The 15,715-nt window shown below is 55.1% G+C and carries 19 protein-coding genes; 4 read left to right on the top strand and 15 right to left on the bottom strand.

What is annotated here, in order from left to right; all coding sequences use genetic code 11:
* Positions 1-7 precede the first annotated feature (7 nt).
* From ONV78_RS28005 to ONV78_RS27995, 3 genes are all read left to right on the top strand, one after another.
* Positions 8-415, top strand: coding sequence for a hypothetical protein (locus ONV78_RS28005; protein WP_279507831.1), 408 nt, complete (start codon positions 8-10; stop codon positions 413-415).
* 154 nt (positions 416-569) lie between these two features.
* Positions 570-1,301: an AraC family transcriptional regulator gene (locus ONV78_RS28000; RefSeq protein WP_279507830.1), complete on the top strand. Its 732-nt coding sequence runs from the start codon at positions 570-572 to the stop codon at positions 1,299-1,301.
* 105 nt (positions 1,302-1,406) lie between these two features.
* Entirely contained in the window at positions 1,407-2,294 is an 888-nt protein-coding gene (locus ONV78_RS27995; RefSeq protein ID WP_279507829.1) for a DMT family transporter, read from the top strand.
* 25 nt (positions 2,295-2,319) lie between these two features.
* Here ONV78_RS27995 and ONV78_RS27990 read toward each other — a convergent pair whose 3' ends face one another.
* The 3 genes from ONV78_RS27990 to ONV78_RS27980 form a co-directional block, all read right to left on the bottom strand.
* Positions 2,320-2,877 carry a TIGR00730 family Rossman fold protein gene (locus ONV78_RS27990; protein WP_216738307.1) on the bottom strand — a complete coding sequence of 186 codons (558 nt, stop codon included), beginning with the start codon at positions 2,875-2,877 and terminating at the stop codon, positions 2,320-2,322.
* Positions 2,878-3,055: 178 nt separating this feature from the next.
* Positions 3,056-5,518 carry an EAL domain-containing protein gene (locus ONV78_RS27985; protein WP_279507827.1) on the bottom strand — a complete coding sequence of 821 codons (2,463 nt, stop codon included), beginning with the start codon at positions 5,516-5,518 and terminating at the stop codon, positions 3,056-3,058.
* Complete coding sequence (locus tag ONV78_RS27980; RefSeq protein WP_279507825.1) at positions 5,515-6,564, bottom strand: spermidine/putrescine ABC transporter substrate-binding protein; 1,050 nt, start codon at positions 6,562-6,564, stop codon at positions 5,515-5,517. Before ONV78_RS27980 ends, ONV78_RS27985 begins: the two co-directional genes overlap by 4 nt.
* Positions 6,565-6,943: 379 nt before the next feature.
* On the opposite strand from ONV78_RS27980, the gene ONV78_RS27975 reads away from it, so the two are divergent.
* Positions 6,944-8,170 carry a PHB depolymerase family esterase gene (locus ONV78_RS27975; protein WP_279507824.1) on the top strand — a complete coding sequence of 409 codons (1,227 nt, stop codon included), beginning with the start codon at positions 6,944-6,946 and terminating at the stop codon, positions 8,168-8,170.
* A 47-nt stretch (positions 8,171-8,217) separates the two neighbouring features.
* Here ONV78_RS27975 and ONV78_RS27970 read toward each other — a convergent pair whose 3' ends face one another.
* From ONV78_RS27970 to ONV78_RS27915, 12 genes are all read right to left on the bottom strand, one after another.
* Positions 8,218-8,685, bottom strand: coding sequence for a hypothetical protein (locus ONV78_RS27970; protein ID WP_127972496.1), 468 nt, complete (start codon positions 8,683-8,685; stop codon positions 8,218-8,220).
* Between the two features lie 167 nt (positions 8,686-8,852).
* Positions 8,853-9,944, bottom strand: coding sequence for a hypothetical protein (locus ONV78_RS27965; protein ID WP_279507823.1), 1,092 nt, complete (start codon positions 9,942-9,944; stop codon positions 8,853-8,855).
* Between the two features lie 76 nt (positions 9,945-10,020).
* On the bottom strand, positions 10,021-11,178 hold the full coding sequence (locus ONV78_RS27960; protein WP_279507822.1) for a hypothetical protein: 1,158 nt from the start codon (positions 11,176-11,178) through the stop codon (positions 10,021-10,023).
* Positions 11,179-11,364: 186 nt separating this feature from the next.
* Complete coding sequence (locus ONV78_RS27955) at positions 11,365-11,562, bottom strand: hypothetical protein (protein ID WP_279507821.1); 198 nt, start codon at positions 11,560-11,562, stop codon at positions 11,365-11,367.
* 4 nt (positions 11,563-11,566) lie between these two features.
* Positions 11,567-11,977 (bottom strand): hypothetical protein, encoded by a 411-nt coding sequence (locus tag ONV78_RS27950; protein ID WP_279507820.1) that lies wholly within the window; start codon positions 11,975-11,977, stop codon positions 11,567-11,569.
* Positions 11,974-12,492: a GNAT family N-acetyltransferase gene (locus ONV78_RS27945; protein ID WP_279507819.1), complete on the bottom strand. Its 519-nt coding sequence runs from the start codon at positions 12,490-12,492 to the stop codon at positions 11,974-11,976. Before ONV78_RS27945 ends, ONV78_RS27950 begins: the two co-directional genes overlap by 4 nt.
* Before the next feature lie 17 nt (positions 12,493-12,509).
* The gene (locus tag ONV78_RS27940) at positions 12,510-13,049 is read right to left on the bottom strand and encodes an MOSC domain-containing protein (protein WP_279507818.1); all 540 of its coding nucleotides are present in this window, start codon (positions 13,047-13,049) and stop codon (positions 12,510-12,512) included.
* 75 nt (positions 13,050-13,124) lie between these two features.
* Positions 13,125-13,664, bottom strand: a complete 540-nt coding sequence (locus ONV78_RS27935; protein ID WP_279507817.1) for an MOSC domain-containing protein — start codon at positions 13,662-13,664, stop codon at positions 13,125-13,127.
* 141 nt (positions 13,665-13,805) lie between these two features.
* Positions 13,806-14,246 carry a thermonuclease family protein gene (locus ONV78_RS27930; protein ID WP_279507816.1) on the bottom strand — a complete coding sequence of 147 codons (441 nt, stop codon included), beginning with the start codon at positions 14,244-14,246 and terminating at the stop codon, positions 13,806-13,808.
* A gap of 97 nt (positions 14,247-14,343) precedes the next feature.
* Complete coding sequence (locus tag ONV78_RS27925; RefSeq protein ID WP_279507815.1) at positions 14,344-14,787, bottom strand: hypothetical protein; 444 nt, start codon at positions 14,785-14,787, stop codon at positions 14,344-14,346.
* Between the two features lie 70 nt (positions 14,788-14,857).
* The gene (locus tag ONV78_RS27920; RefSeq protein WP_279507814.1) at positions 14,858-15,313 is read right to left on the bottom strand and encodes a YbjQ family protein; all 456 of its coding nucleotides are present in this window, start codon (positions 15,311-15,313) and stop codon (positions 14,858-14,860) included.
* 5 nt (positions 15,314-15,318) lie between these two features.
* A complete protein-coding gene (locus ONV78_RS27915; RefSeq protein WP_011395889.1) occupies positions 15,319-15,633 on the bottom strand; it encodes a YbjQ family protein in 315 nt (104 codons plus the stop codon).
* Between the last annotated feature and the right edge of the window lie 82 nt (positions 15,634-15,715).

Genomic DNA, 15,715 nt, shown 5'->3' with positions numbered 1-15,715 from the left:
AATAACTATGTCATACGAAATTTTTTTTCAGAAATTCGAAAACGGTGAGGCCGGCGTCATTCCATTTGAAGAAATAAATGCCGTACTAAAAAATTATGGTGAGATTATCGAAGACGATGGCGACTTTGAGTTTGTCTCGAAGGTTGGCGAAATCTGTGAAAGTGCATACTTATTCGGTGAATCCCGCGACGCCATTTCCGGGATGGTTTTTTTAAGACCCATGCAGCATGAACTCCTGCCCAAAATTATTTTTGAATTGCTATCAATTGAAAACACCTGCTTTTTTGGTCCCGGTTTAGACTATCTTCAAGCAAGAACTGATATTTCTTCCCAGCTGCCTGAGTCATTACTTGAAGGCGCAGAATCAGGCCTGCAAATCATAGATTCAGCTTACAGTTCATGGCCGTTATCATAGAGGGGCTATTTTCTATTCTTCAGTCATTCGCACTTTAAATGCATACGTATACCTAAACATAGCGCTCCCCCATCGAACTTTCGCCTTCAGGGGGATACACTGATGCTTTCGCAGAGATCCAAATTATCCATTAGCTGTTACAGAGAAACGCGCCATGTCGACGCCCATCGCTTTGGACCTGCGGCGTTATTCGCCGGAAACGCAATGCCACAGCCATGATTATCACCAGCTGGTACTGCCGCTCAGCGGGCGCCTGGAGCTGGATGTGGCGGGCCACGGGGCGATGGTGGACCGGCGCACTGCGGCGGTGATCGAAGCCGGACGGGATCACGCTTTCGCCGGCGGCGAGGATAACCGCTTTGTGGTGGCGGATCTGCCGGTGGCCATGGAGCCAGCGCTGGGGCGTCTACCTGCGTTCATCGAGCTGGACCCAGGATTGCGCTCCTATGTTCACTTTATCGCGATGGAGCTGGGTCACGGACACCTGGGCGAAGCATCCCGCGAGCGCATACTCGGCTTATTGCTGCAGTTGCTTCGGGAGCGCTATGGCGCTGCGTTGAATCTGGACAAGCGTCTGCTCGCCGCCCGCGACTTTCTGGACGCACACTTGGGCGACACGATCACCCTCGATCAAGTCGCCAGCGCAGCGAACCTGAGCCGTCGCCACCTTTCTGATCTATTCAAAAACGCATTCGGCATGACGCCGATGGATTATCTGCGAGACAAACGCATGCGACTGGCCCTGGCGCTGTTGGAAAACAGCCAGCTCAGCATGCAACGGATAGCGCTCGACACCGGTTTTCAGAATCAGGCCGCTTTCAGTGACCGTTTCAGACGTCACTTCGGTAAATCCCCCAAGCATTTCCGCCCGCGCGAGAAAAACTAGCGCCGCAGCGACAAATTTTCCCCCGCGGTAAAACGCTAAGCTGACGTTTCCGAACCTTTTCTCTTATACAACGAAAAACCTCATACAACGGAAAAAAGAAACGTCATGAACCGACAAGCCGCTACGTCCATAGGATTCACCGCCGTCGTCTTATGGGGCGCACTGGCGCTGTTCACGCGCTGGAGCGCAGGCATTCCTCCCTTTCAGTTATTGGCGATGACTTTTTGCATCGCCGCCTTACTGATGCTGGGTAAAACCGTGGCGCAGGGAGGCAGTCTGCTGCGCCTGTTGCGCCAGCCTGCGCGCGCCTGGTTATTGGGTGTGGGCGGGCTTTTCGGTTATCACCTGTTTTACTTCATCGCGTTGAATCAGGCCCCGGCGGTAGAAGCCAGTCTGATCGCCTATCTCTGGCCGCTGCTGATCGTCTGTTTTTCTGCGGTGTTGCTGAAAGAGTCTGCGGGAAAAACCCTGTGGCTGGGTGGACTACTGACGCTGGCGGGCTGCTGGGCGCTGCTGTGGCGCCCCGGCGCAGGCTTTGATGTGCGTTACTTGAGCGGCTACGGCGCCGCGCTGCTCTGCGCCCTGATCTGGTCGCTGTATTCAGTGTTGTCCCGCACTCTGGCGGCGGTCCCCTCTGATGCAGTGGGGTTGTATTGCCTGGGCGTGTCAGTGCTGGCGGCGTTGTGTCATGGTGCGCTGGAGGAAACCGTCTGGCCGCTGAGCGGCGGGCAATGGCTCGGCGTGATTGGTTTGGGGCTGGGCCCGGTGGGGATTGCGTTCTTTACCTGGGACTATGGCGTCAAACGCGGCGATATTCAGCTATTGGGGGTCTTGTCATACGCCGCGCCGCTGATCTCCACACTATTGTTGATCGCCTTCGGCGAAGCGGAATTCACGGTAACGGTGTTGCTCGGGTGCGGACTGATTGTCGGCGGCGCCTTGCTGGCGTCGCTGGGACCGGCGCTGCTGCGCAAGCCGGCCCCGCAGACTTAGGCGCGGACTACCCACGCCCAGGGCGTCACCATTTTCCGGGAGGCGCCTGATAAGACAAAATTGCGTCGAGCAGCTGCGCCGGGTTTTCTTTGATGATCAGGGCGTCGATATAGCCCTGACTCAGGAAGCGTTCGTCCTGCATGTGACGGATAAAGTCGAGCAGTTTGTCGTAGTAGCCAAAGGCGTTATAAAAACAGCTTGGCTTGCTGTGATAACCCAACTGGCTCCAGGTCCAGACCTCGAAGATTTCCTCCAGGGTTCCGGCGCCGCCGGGCATGGCGATAAACGCGTCTGACAGCTCCGCCATTTTCGCTTTGCGCTCGTGCATATCCGCCACCACGAACAGCTCGGTCAAACCGGTATGCTCGATTTCCTTTTCTTTCAGCGCCACAGGGATGACGCCGGTCACCTTGCCGCCCGCCGCCAGCACCGCGTCGGCGATCACGCCCATCAGGCCCACATGGCCGCCGCCGTACACCAGTTCGATATTCCGTCGCGCCAGCTCTTCTCCAAGCGCTTTGGCGGCGTCTTGGTATTCCTCTCTGGCTCCCATACTGGAGCCGCAAAATACTGCTATTCTCACCACTTTCCCCTTATAAATCAGATCGACAGCCAAGCGCCCACACTATAACGCCGATAGGCGCCTCATGCTATTAAGACAACGGCGTAGAAGGCCCGAAATGCACGAGCGCGCAGTGACTAACGAACAGTCAATATAAAGGCGAAAATCCGACGCGGCGGACAAGGTCGACGATCAGGTCTCAATAACGAATGGCGGAGTCCTGCTCATACAGGGCTAGTGCAGCTTCCGCCGGCAACGGCGGTGAAAACAGATAGCCCTGCGCCAGATGAATGCCCAGGCTTTCCACTACTTCCAGTTGCTGAATCGTTTCAATGCCTTCCGCCACCACCGCCATGTCCATTTTTCTCGCCATCGCGATAATGCTGGAAAGGATAGCCTGGCCGGCTTCGTCGTCATGCAGGTCGCGCAGGAACGAGCGGTCAATTTTCAGCGTGTTGAAAGAGAATTTTTTCAGATGGCTGAGGGAGGAATAGCCCACGCCAAAGTTGTCCAGAGACACCCTGAACCCCTGGTTGCGCAGCTTGTCCAGGGTCATCGCGCAGCCTTTGCGATCTTCGAACAACGCGCTTTCCGTCACCTCAAACTCAAAGATGTTGCGGGACATGCCGGAATCAACCAGCAGTTGATTGATCTTGTTGAAGACCTCCCCCGTCACCAGTTGCCCGGCGGTGATATTCAGGGAAACGCTCGGTTGCAACTGATACTTCGCTTCTAGGGATTTAACGAATGCGCAGGCGTGTGAAGCCACCAACAAAGTGATGTGATCGATCATGCCGCGCTTCTCCGCCGCCGGCACAAAATCCAGCGGACTGATCCAGCCATATTGCTCCGAATACAGGCGCGCCAGCGCTTCAAATCCGGTGAGATGACGGGTGCGCAGATCAATGATCGGCTGGAAGCAGATCGTGAACTCATCCTTATCCAGGGCTTTGCTGATCAGGTTATCCATCGCCAGACGGGCCTGCTCGCTGTGCTCCAACTGCGGCGAGAAAAACTCAAAACGCATCTTGCCGTGAGCCTTGGCGGAGTACATGGCGGTGTCCGCATATTTAATCAGATCATTGACGCTGTCAGCGTCGTCCGGGCACATTGCGATGCCGATGCTGGCGCCGATAAAGGTTTCCTGCCCTTCCACTTTGAACGGGGGCTTAAGCTGGTCCAGCACCCGTTGCGCCACCGCCGCTGCGTTCTTACGGGCGCCGATGTTGGGAACGATAATGGTGAATTCGTCGCCGCCAAGGCGGAACAGAATATTGCGCTCCTCATCCGTCTCCTCCAACGCCTCTTCTTCCGAAATCTGATAAATCACATCGGAGGGACGCAATACTGAAGAGAGACGACCGGTCACTGCGGTCAGCAAGCTGTCTCCCACCTGATGACCGTAGACATCATTGATCTGCTTGAAGCCGTCCAGATCGATAAACAGCAGCGCCAGGGACTGATCGCGTTCTTCATTACGCCGCATCAACAGCGCCAGCATATGCGCCATGGCGTGGCGGTTGGGCAAACCGGTCAGGCTGTCGGTGTAAGCCTGGGTTTTCAGCTCCCGCGTGTACTGACGAATCTGCCCTTCCATTTCCAGAAACGCCTGCTGCAGACGCCCTATTTCGCCGCTTTGCAGGCGTAGCGACTTGGCTTTGTCCGGCGCATGGAGAATGTGATAGGTGGCCTTGGCCAGTTCTTTCACCGGTCGCACGATCATGCGATCCATCTGCACATAGATAAACCAGCCCAGCAGGACGAACACCACCACCAACACCACGATGGCGGTGAACAGCAACCGATGAAACTCGCTGCGCGCTTCCGAAAACGGCATTGCATTATAAAGACGCCAGTCCCCGAGCAAGGGACGCGAGTCCACCAGATAATCTTCTCCCATCATCCGCGCCATGTATTGGCTCGGCCCATCCACGCCTGCGCCGGGCATGTTCGACAGCGCGCGCGCCTGCGTTTGGGACAGGCCCGAGGCGTAGATCACGCCCCGCCCCCGGCTGGCGATAAAGGTGGCGTCCACTTCCGCCGCATCGCTGCCGGGGTCATGCCGCATTAACCAGTTCATGTCCACGGTGAATTTGAGCACGCCTTTCACTACCTTGTTGTTTTCATAGGCGCCCAGGGAGCGGTCAATCGTGTATAACGCGCGGTAAAACGTCAGGTGCGGTCCGTCGAAGCGTTCCTGGTTGATGAAGTCATAGTAGGTGTTGTAGGGGTCTTGCAACGCCTGCTGAAACAGACTTTCCCCGGCCGGCTCCGCTTCCGGGGAGCGGATATCGTCGGCGATGCGGATGTCCTCGACGCCGTCAGGCAACAGCAGGACGATCTCCAGATACTCGGGGAACAGCGTGGCGTAACGGCTCAACGCCTTGGCGGACAAGTCATACATGAGGGTGTAACGCTCTTCCCCCATAGACAAATATCGATCCAGCACATCCTCGGAAACCAGCAGGCGCATATTGGCCAGGGTATGCTCCACCGAGCCATTCACATTGGCCGCCGCCAGGGAGGCGGATTCATCCAGCAAATGTCGGCTGCGGCCTTCCCAAAACGCGGTTAGCTCCACATACAGCGCGGTCGCCAGGCTCAAAAAGCAGGTGAAAGTCGCCACTACCAGCGTAATGATCAACCGCGCGCGTAACTTCATTGCAGAATCTGTTCGAAGCCGAGATTGTGCCAGATGCTCATCATGCGCCGCTTGTATAGCGTGCTTGGCGCTTTATGGGTTCCCATCCTGGGATTGATGGCGGGAAATACGGTCTGATTGGCCAGCAGTTCCTCCGGCAAAATTTTCAATGCTTCTTCATTATAGGTGGCGGAATAGGTGAATTCACAATTGCGGGCGGCGTTGCGGGGTTCGCTGATGAAATTCAAAAACGCATAGGCGGCTTCCGGGTCGGAGGCGTAACGGCTGACGATGAAGTAATCGAACCAGACAATACCGCCCTCTTCCGGCAAACGATATTCAATGTTTGGGTTGAACTGTTTCAGCATCAGCGCATCCCCACTGTAGGCCACGGCGGCCACCGCTTCCCCCGTCACCAGAAGCGATTCGCCGTTGGTTTTGAGGGAACGATAGGTCAGCACATGGGGCTTCTGGGCGGAGATCAGCTCCGCCGCCAGGGTCAGCGCCTGGGGAGATTCGTCGTACATGTCATAGCCCAGGGTCTGCAGGGCGATAGGCAGCATTTCCGTGGCTTGCGGCGTCATCACAATCTTGCCTTTCAGCTCATCCGCCGGACGAAATAACTGCATGAACCGGGAGATCGGCCGCACCAGATCAGAGCGATAGGCAACGCCCTGCGTGCCCCAGGCATAGGGCGCGACATAACCCACCAACGCCGGTTGATGGCTGCGCCACAGATCATTATTGAATTTGAGATTGGGAACTTCGTTTTCGCTTAACGGCGCGGCCCAGCCCAGCTTGATATAGGCTTCCGCCGTCAGACCGTCCATCAGAATCAGGTCAAAACCCTGGCCGTTGCGCGTAGCCATGATGCGATCGCGCTTCTCTTCGTTCTGGAAATAGCTGAACTTCAGCTTGATATGGTGGGTTTTCTCGAACTCGGCGACAACCTCCGGGTCCAGATAGTCTTCCCAGGTGAAAATGTGCAAAACAGCGTCCGCGTGACTGACGAAACTGAACAGCGACAGCACACTGAAGAAAAAAAGCGCAACCATAGACCGTTTCATCAGACACACGCCTCCCCGCACAAACAGGCTGCATCAGTTTAAAGCAAGCGCACGAGGACGTTAGGGGGGCTCCTGTAAATTCGTGCAAAATCTGCGGCGCATAAATTTGGATGTCCGGCTGGCCGGACAGCTTTCAGGCGATGCATCCGTAACCTGTCAGCTCTTCTGAACATTTATTGAACACGCCCCACCCGCTTACGCGCAACCTGCTGAATTCACGGCGTTAATCATTCTGGCGCAGGATTTGATACGCCCTGAATGCGTTCATGGCAATGACACATACAACACAGAAAAATCCGGCGTGTCTTGTTGCGCGGACAGTCGCAACCAACAGACAACGCCCACCAGGGACGCACGACAACAACTCAAGGGGCCGACTATGAACAGATTCATGACGCTGAAAGGCGCAGTCGTTCTGACTTCCACACTGGCCGCCGGCGGCGCCGGACTGGCCGTGTCTCCCGGGCAGGAGAGCATTGATTTACGCAGTCTCAATGTCGACGTCGCCCAGATCTCCATCTCCGGTTTATCTTCCGGCGCTTTCGCCGCCATGCAGGCGCATGTCGCCTACTCCAAAACCTTCATGGGAGCCGGGCTGGTGGCGGGCGGCCCTTATGGCTGCGCGGAGGGCAGTCTGACCCAGGCCGCCGGCCGCTGCATGAGCCAGGGAGATTTGCCGGACGCCGACGCCATCGTCAGGCTGACCCAGGCCATGGCGGACGCAGGCAAGATAGATAACGTGGCGTTTTTGCGCGACGACCGCGTATGGATCTTTCATGGCAAGAGCGATCATCGAGTTAGAAGCTCGTCATCGCAGCGGGCGGCGGAGGTGTATCAGCGGTTAAGCGGAACTCAGAATGTCTCCGTCAATATTGACCTCGTAGACGCCGGCCACGCCATGCCGACGCAAAACTTCGGCGCCGACTGTACGCACAGCGACTCCCCCTACATCGGCGACTGTCAGTATGACGCCGCAGGCCTGTTGCTGAACCACATCTACGGCTCTTTATCGCCCCCTGCGTCGGAAAAACCGGAAAACCTGCTGACCTTCGATCAGAGCCTGTTGAGCTATTCGCAGTATCTGGATGAAACCGGCTATATCTACGTTCCTGACGCCTGCCGGGGCGCCCAGGCGGCCTGCCGCGTGCATATCGCCCTGCATGGCTGCAAACAGAACCGCTCGACGTTGCAAGACACCTTCGCCCGCCACGCCGGCTACAACGCCTGGGCGGAGAGTAATCGCATCATTGTGGTGTATCCACAAACCAGCAATGAGCCAATGAACGGCTGTTGGGATTGGTGGGGGTACGCAGACACAGGCCATGACACACTGGACTACCTCACCCAGCAAGGGCCGCAGATGCAGTTCATCAAGCGTATTGTCGACCGCTTGACTGGCGAGGAGACAAATGGGTCCGGTTCTGTGGCGGCGGCCTGTTATCGAGAAGAAAATCTTAGCCACTCGCTGGCTGGACGGGCGCAGTATTTCTGGGGGCTTTATTACGCGGTGGGGTCTATGGACTATCTTGGGTTTTCACCTTCTCATCGCACCAGTCTGCGTTGCGATAAAAAGGATTACTGTCGATCGATCAATACTTGCATATAGCGAAAAAAAGCGGCGGCTTCCGTGAGAGGCCGTCGCTTGATGCAAGACTAATTGGCGTCGCATTTCACTTTATCGATATCGCACCAGAACGCATCGATTTTTGACTCGCATTGCTGCGCCGCCTTCCCCGTAGCTTCCAGCTTGGTCAGGCCAATGCCGGTAAAAGTGCCTTTATGGGTTTTCAGGATGCAGGAGTATTGCGTCTGCGGCGTCGTAACTGGAGGAGGCGTCGGCTCGGCGTTCTGCAAATCGTAAACCGTATCCTGTAACTGCCTCACCGCCAGCTCAAGGTTCCTGACCCGCTCCCGAAGCTTGCGATTGGCGCGGTAGTGGGATTCATAGTCGTAGCCTCGCTCACGCATATACTGGTCGTAATCGCGACGGTCAAATTCCTCGTCTTTTGAGGTTTCAATGTAGATGATCTTTTCACCGCCCATCTGCACTCTGAATTCTTCCGCCCCTGCGTTTTGCATTAGGCTTCCCAGCGCCACCGCCAACAACATCGCTTTTTTCATTTTTAATGGTTTCCCCAGTTGAAACGCTTCGTTAGTTATAGGGAAGCCATTGTAACGGCAAATCATGAACTTAAACTGAATAAATATCCCTTTTTCGGTTCAGCGTATCAGTCAGGCGACCCAAGAAGGTCTCAGGCCGCCACGCTGAAAAACAGAAAGGACGCGTTCTATTCAAAAGAGTCCATGATGACCCGGCCCATGGTTTTATCGTCCGCATCAGTGATGTAACGGTATTCCCGGAACCAGTCCCACCATGCGTAGACGGAGTGATACTCCACGTCCAACCCGATAGTGCGCGCGCCAGCGTTGTAGCGATCAGCGCCGCTTAACGCGAAGGTCATATCGCGGCCGCGTTTGTTGGCCTGCATCTCGTTGTGCGCCATCTTTTCGCTCATGATGATGGGATAGTGATAGTCATACAGTTGACTCAAGGAAGGAGCCTTGCTGACGCTGGTGACGCGGCCGTCCACACGCAAATCCCGCACGCAGGAATCCAACGCACCGTCATATGCGGCGCCGCAGGCGCTGTGCAGCGGCACAACGCTGTCGTCCCGGCCCTTGATGATGGGATGCGTCGCGAAGCCATAAAACTCGCTGCCGGTAGCGGCGATTCTCAGACGGGGAATGGCGGGCAGATTAGTGACGGCGGTGTTGCGCGCAACGGAAGTCTGCAGATCAATCATCACGCCAGGATTGATGCCCAGCGGAATTTCATAGCCCAGAAACTTCAGCAGCGCCTCCAGTACCTCTGCACCGTGGTTCACGCCATTAATCAGGTCCACCCCGAAGTTAGCCAGTTCAGTACCGCCGCCGGCGCCCGCCATGTCGATCACCGCGGCGACTTTAAAACGCTGCGCCAGAGACGAACCCAACAGCGAGTTCTTGTTGGACAGCACATAGCGCATCACCAGGTCGCCAGTGGAATGGGTAATAACCACGCATTCGTTATCACAGAATCCAGAGGACAGGATCGGCTGCAACTGATTGGCGATCAATGCGGCGATACCGCCCGCCCCTTGCAAACGATAGTGCGAAGGCCAATAAAGAATGCGGGTGGTGGCGGGGTCTTTCAGCGAGGCGTCAAAGCCGTCCCAATAACCAATGCCATCCGCCCGCCCCTGGTCTGTGGGGTTGAACAGAATATGCTGGGGTAAAAAGCCCTGAATCAAGAGGACGTTCTTGCCCGCCAGTTGCGCCTTGGCGGCGCCGCAGGCGGCGAACATCAACATTGCAGTCAGCCATAGCTTGAGTGTTTTCACGTTAAATCTCCTTTTTTATCTTTGTTTTCGAGAATCGGTGGCGCTGCGGGCTTAACGTCCGCAACGTCGCGCCCGTTTACTGCACGCTTCCCAACTGGCGCAGAAACTCCAACCGCTTCTGCGCGTCTTCATCGACATAGGGAACATCGTCATAGTCAGAGAAAGGAAAACCGTTCACCGCAAAGGACGCCTTGGCGACGCTTCCGTATTCGGTTTGATAGGTGGGAGGAGCCGGCATCCGGGTCAAGGAAATGTCCCGCAGCCGATATGGCCCGGCGTCGCCTTTCTGTTTCAGCGCCGCAATATGAGCCCGCAGGTACACCAGGCCATTTTCCACCTGAATCTCTTCCTGCGCGGATAAATGCACTAGAGGCTCATTGGCGTCAGCGCTGTAAAGAATGGCTGAGATCTCGTGAAAACCGGGGGCGTTCACCTGGACATGCACAGGAATATACAAATAGGCGCCGCGCACTTCCGCCGCATCCACGTAAGTCACCTGCGCCACGCTGGGGGTATAGGTAACCGGCGTTCCGATTTCAAAGACGCGGCCATTAATGGTCAGGTTGGCGATGACGCGTAAATCGCTCCCCGCTTCCGTCAGCGCAGGATCGCTGCCGGAGAAGGTTAAATTGAACACGGAGCCGCTACGCTGGACGCCCTTGGTGACGGCTAAGGTTTCAGCCTGCTCCACCAGACGTCCGTCCGCTTCCACCGTCGATCCGGCATTCAGGCCAGTGACGCTCACCGACGCGACAACGTCCTCGCCAATGAAGTACTGGCTCTTCGTGGTTTCGAGGCTGATGCGGGGACTGTTTGGATCTTTGAAATCCAACGGCATGCCTGCGGCAACGCTTTTATTGGGGAGATACTTGGCGAGCGCCTCTTTATCTCGTATCGGATTGGAAAAACTGGGGTACTGAATCTGATCCTGATATTGATCAGCGACCTGAGTCAGGCGCGCTTTCACTTCCTTTTCAAAGAAAGGATTCTCGCCTGCTTCTGCCTCTTCTTCGGCATCCGCCGTCATGGATGGCGACGGCTGCGATAGCGCGACGACGCTCCCGGTTGGCGCAGTGGTCGCAGCGGCGACAGGCGGCGTCTCGACGGCAGGCGTCACCGCCGCTTCAGCGTCAGGGATATCCACGCCCTGACCGCCAAAGAAAAAATAACTTAAAGCTAACGCGGCTATTGCGCCGCAGGCCAAAACAAGGCCCTGCTTTTCCTTGAAAAACATAACGATGAACCTTTGTCCTTTGTTATTTTTGTTTTAACGTTCGGCGGACCCTGTCTGCGCCAAACGCGGATATTTTTATTTCCTGTGGGCCACTATAAGCGTTAGAAAGCGGACGCGAAACCGCCCAAATAGGTGATTTCAAGCATTAGATATTAGATAAAAAGAGAAAGGGAGCTGACTGGAGGGTCAGTTTTTTGAGGCAGGAGAAGAAGAGGAGGAACAGTCTTGATCAGCAGCGGCATGAACGGCGCTTGGGGAACAGTCATCCTCCGCCAGATATTGTTTCAGCTTCGGTATCACCATCACGCCAATAATGCCCAGCGCAAACAAGATAACCGGAAACAGCAACATCATTTTTGCTTCGCGGGAATAGTGTTTACTCATCGTTTTAATTGCCTTGTAGATCGTCGATATCTATTTTGCGCATGAATTCGCCCAGGCTCTGCGAGACTAACCGAGGCTTATCTCCATCAAAGCAGTCGCTGTACACTTGAACGCTATATTCATCTTTAGGCTTTATCCGAAAGAGCTCGCTTTCCAAGAGAAAATCAGCGAAAAGCACGCCGAATTCATTCGTGTACTGAGCGTTTGCCTCAATCTCGGCAAGCGGCCAAAAACGCACAAGCCCGGCGCCACAATCGCTCATTCCATCGCATTCAAGGTAGAACTCCAAAATATCCTGTGTCGCAGCCATTCCCAGTCGGGAAAATACGAGTTTGATCGCCTCGCTTGTGGTGGGAGGATGGAATTGATGACCTTGTTCACGCCATTTCTGAATGAAGTCGGCAGGTTTGCTCAAGCCGATAATCTCCTGACAAATAACAATTCATGCAGCGGCTCGCCGGCATGCCCATAGTCCACCTTGGATCTGCCGTCGGGCAGAAATCCCAAGTTTTTATAAAACGCCATGGCGCGCTGGTTTCCGTTCAACACCCACAGGTATATGGCCTTGGCTTTTTTCTGTAGATAGTGGTCGCTCACATACTCTATCAGCCCTTTACCCAGGCCATGCCGCCAGTAGTTGGGGTCAATATTGATGGAGTAAAGTTCGACGCCCTCTTCCCTGGCGAGTTGCTCGTCGCGAAACGCGCCGCTGCTGCAGAACCCGGCGACACATCCCTCATGCTCAATCACCAGACGCAATATCGGGCTGTCTTGCGCTAACGCCGCCGTCCATTGCTGCGTTCTTTTTTCCACGGACAGAGACGCCAGAAATTCACTCGACATCAGCCCGCGATAGGCTTCCCGCCACGCCGCCACATGAATGACGGCGATGGTTGGAGCGTCTTCCACTGTAGCGGGGCGGATACGCATACCGGAGTCCGCCGACATTACACGGGAGCAAGTGGCAAATAGGGCTCAGGCGGTAGCGATACGGCGATGGCGTCGCCTTCTTTGATGACGCCGCCGGTCAGCACAATCGCCATCACGCCGGCCTTGCGCACCAGTTCGCCCTGCTCGTCCCGATCCAGCACCGCTGCGGTCAGCCCTTTTTGATAGTTATCCAGTTGTGCGCAGGGATTGCGTAATCCGGTGATCTCGACTTCAACCTGCTCTCCAATCGTTAATCTGGCGCCGGTTGGCAATGACAGCAGATCAAGCCCTTGCGTGGTGATATTCTCGCCGATAACGCCGGGCGCCACCTGAAAACCCTGCTGGCGCAGGCCTTCCAACAGCTCATTGTGCACCAGATGCACCTGCCGCAGATTCGGCGCCTGCGGATTCTTTTTGACGCGGGAACGATGTTTGACCGTCACGCCACGATGGGCGTCGCCTTCAACGCCCTCACCTGCAATCAGTGTGATGGAAGGAGTCTGTGTTTTGGAAAACACATGTTGATCACTCTTGCTTACCGCTACCACGACAGGCATGTTGCAATCTCCTTGCATGACTTAATGAATCTCTGAAAAGCTACCTGCGGCGCCATTGCTACGTCAAAAGTCGGCTCAAACTGGAACCAAAGGACGATGAGGCTCTGGCGGCATTTCGACGTTGATGGCGTCGTCAACGCTTACGGGGCCGCCCTCCAGCACAATCGCCATTACGCCGGATTTGCGGATCAGATTGCCCTGCTCGTCACGATCCAGCACAGCGGCGACGAGTCCTTTCTGATGCTTATCAAGCTGTGAACAAGGGCTGCGCAATCCGGTCAACTCTATACGGGCGGTCGCGCCGAATTTAAGAATCGTCCCAACCGGCAACGACAACAGATCCAAACCGCTGGTGGTGATGTTCTCTCCGATCACGCCGGGGCTGACATTGAATCCTTTGCCTTGCAGTTCTTCCAGCAACTCATTATGAATCAAATGCACCTGACGCAAGTTGGGCGATTGCGCGTCTTTCTTAACGAGATGGATATGCTTCACCATGGCGCCGCGATGGGCGTCGCCATCGACGCCTTCACCGGCGACCAGCTGAATAGTGGGGACCTGTTTCTTGGTAAACGTATGTTCAGCGCTCTTGCTGACAGATAGAACTTTAGCCAACGTAAACTCTCCTTTTACTCACTCAGTTCGGCAGGATAATCCTGCGCTCGTCAGCATACCAGCGCCCCCGCCTGAAAGTTAAGTCGTTGACCTGATTGCGATTGCGCCTTGGTCAAGGCGGGAGCATTTACCAGCGTTGGATCAGGCTTTGCACCAATCGATTTTGGTTCCGCCTTCATAGGGCACAGCGAGCTTTTCCTTGATCAGGGACTGGCCCAGACTTTCACCGTCGGCCACGACGTCCGCCAGCACCCGGAAATATTTATCCCGCTGGATATTTTCCAGTTTCACCTCTTTCGCGCTTCTCAGCTTCTCCACCAGAAACTGCTTGGCTTTCAGCGCCAAAGCCTTTTCTTTCTTGCAGGAACCGCGCAGCTCAGGGGTATCGATATGTTTGATGCGCACGCCGATACGTTGCCCCACAATCGCCGGCCAGTCAGCGATGTCGGCGCGAAAGGTGTCGCCATCATAAATACTGGTGACCTGCGCAACCGTTGCAGAGCCAAAATTTTCATCTTTGATCCCTGCATTGGCGAGCATTGGCGCAGCCAGAATCAAACACAAAGCCAGACGTAACTTCATATGCATAACACCCTATTTATCAACAAGACTAGGGCGAATGCTAAAGTTGAGTTGTAGATTTATCCAGTAAATATTTGTTTAGACTGACTTCTCTCTATCAGCCAAACAAAAAGTCGCGCACTTCCTGGTAGATGCGCTGCTCGCTTCTCCAGGCGCTGGAAGAGAATATTTCACTGGGAAACAGAGTCTTGCTCTGCATAACAAAACCCAGACGGGTGGCGTCGTCATTAGTTTCCAGAATCACGTCGCTAATTTCATGCAGCGGACATTCGAAATGCTCCACGTCGCGCCACAGTCGTTTTCGCGTGCAGACAAACAGACCGCGCTCTTTGTCCAAAGTAACGCTGGCGTTGGCGGAAATCATTGCGAACCAGACGAACACCGGAACGGCCAGCCCCAGACCTGCTACGCCCACCCAACTGAATGATTTGTACAGCAGAACGGAAACAAGCGCGGCGGCGACTGCAAACAAAATCAGCAACCAGCGCACTTCACGGCATTCCAATGTCATCAGATTGTTGGTTTTGCGCTTGATTAACATGGTTCGGATTTCTATCTATCAAGATGCGCTAATAAGCAGGCGCAAAAGCACGCTGCTGCGTCGCCGGGTCTCACTTATCAACGACCGCCGTTCCATAAGCCAGCACTTCGACTGTGCCCAGGGCGTTTTGTAACCCATTAGAAATGGTCGAGGTTTCCAGTTTTACGTTGTAGATCTCTTTGGAGCCGAGGGAAACAGCCTGCGCCTTCATGCGCAGAATCGCTTCTCGACGCGCTCTTTCCATCAAGGATTCGTAGCTGAACAGACGGCCGCCGATCAACAGTCGCAACATGGCGAAGAAGCGTTTGAAATAATCAACGGACACCACCACGCTGCCGGTTACCAGTCGCGCCTCCACATTGGCGCGAGTCGGAGGAATATGCCGCCCCATGGATAAGATAACCGCTCGATGCTTCGCCTCGCGAATCCGCAATGACTTGAAGTGGGCTTTCTCAGCGCGACGCCCAAATCCATAGCCCAACGTCATCAATAGCAAAAACAAGCCAATATTGATCAGGATTTCCATGGGCGTTACTCCATGACCACCGCCGTACCATAGACAAACAGCTCCGCTGCGCCCTGCGCCACAGACGAAGTGGCGAAACGCACGTTAATCACCGCATTGGCGCCCATGCCGCGCGCCTGTCTTTTCATCCGCTCCAGCGCCTCGCCCCGGGCGTCTTCCAACAGCTCGGTATAACCGCGCAACTCACCGCCGAATATATTCTTCAAGCCCGCCATGATGTCGCGCCCCACATGCTTAGAACGCACAGTACTACCCTGCACCAGACCAAGATGTTTGACGATATTTTTACCAGGAATGGTTTCGATATTAGTGATCAACATAATTAATCCACAGACCTCTTGTTGGAGACACCTGCGGACATAATATGTCACAAATATTCAAAAAGGGAAGGACAAATATTTG

The sequence above is a fragment of the Hahella sp. CR1 genome, from assembly GCF_029813005.1.
GTDB lineage: Bacteria > Pseudomonadota > Gammaproteobacteria > Pseudomonadales > Oleiphilaceae > Hahella.
The sequence above is the reverse complement of the archived record's forward strand: the minus strand, read 5'-3'. Positions and strand labels throughout refer to the sequence as shown.

What these genes read in the sequence shown, in the direction of transcription:
- ONV78_RS27925 (WP_279507815.1), bottom strand. Translation starts at nt 14,787, where the DNA reads ATGTTAATCAAGCGCAAAACCAACAATCTGATGACATTGGAATGCCGT.
- ONV78_RS28000 (WP_279507830.1), top strand. Translation starts at nt 570, where the DNA reads ATGTCGACGCCCATCGCTTTGGACCTGCGGCGTTATTCGCCGGAAACG.
- ONV78_RS27920 (WP_279507814.1), bottom strand. Translation starts at nt 15,313, where the DNA reads ATGGAAATCCTGATCAATATTGGCTTGTTTTTGCTATTGATGACGTTG.
- ONV78_RS27945 (WP_279507819.1), bottom strand. Translation starts at nt 12,492, where the DNA reads ATGCGTATCCGCCCCGCTACAGTGGAAGACGCTCCAACCATCGCCGTC.
- ONV78_RS27995 (WP_279507829.1), top strand. Translation starts at nt 1,407, where the DNA reads ATGAACCGACAAGCCGCTACGTCCATAGGATTCACCGCCGTCGTCTTA.
- ONV78_RS27940 (WP_279507818.1), bottom strand. Translation starts at nt 13,049, where the DNA reads ATGCCTGTCGTGGTAGCGGTAAGCAAGAGTGATCAACATGTGTTTTCC.
- ONV78_RS28005 (WP_279507831.1), top strand. Translation starts at nt 8, where the DNA reads ATGTCATACGAAATTTTTTTTCAGAAATTCGAAAACGGTGAGGCCGGC.
- ONV78_RS27975 (WP_279507824.1), top strand. Translation starts at nt 6,944, where the DNA reads ATGAACAGATTCATGACGCTGAAAGGCGCAGTCGTTCTGACTTCCACA.
- ONV78_RS27970 (WP_127972496.1), bottom strand. Translation starts at nt 8,685, where the DNA reads ATGAAAAAAGCGATGTTGTTGGCGGTGGCGCTGGGAAGCCTAATGCAA.
- ONV78_RS27960 (WP_279507822.1), bottom strand. Translation starts at nt 11,178, where the DNA reads ATGTTTTTCAAGGAAAAGCAGGGCCTTGTTTTGGCCTGCGGCGCAATA.
- ONV78_RS27955 (WP_279507821.1), bottom strand. Translation starts at nt 11,562, where the DNA reads ATGAGTAAACACTATTCCCGCGAAGCAAAAATGATGTTGCTGTTTCCG.
- ONV78_RS27980 (WP_279507825.1), bottom strand. Translation starts at nt 6,564, where the DNA reads ATGAAACGGTCTATGGTTGCGCTTTTTTTCTTCAGTGTGCTGTCGCTG.
- ONV78_RS27930 (WP_279507816.1), bottom strand. Translation starts at nt 14,246, where the DNA reads ATGAAGTTACGTCTGGCTTTGTGTTTGATTCTGGCTGCGCCAATGCTC.
- ONV78_RS27985 (WP_279507827.1), bottom strand. Translation starts at nt 5,518, where the DNA reads ATGAAGTTACGCGCGCGGTTGATCATTACGCTGGTAGTGGCGACTTTC.
- ONV78_RS27915 (WP_011395889.1), bottom strand. Translation starts at nt 15,633, where the DNA reads ATGTTGATCACTAATATCGAAACCATTCCTGGTAAAAATATCGTCAAA.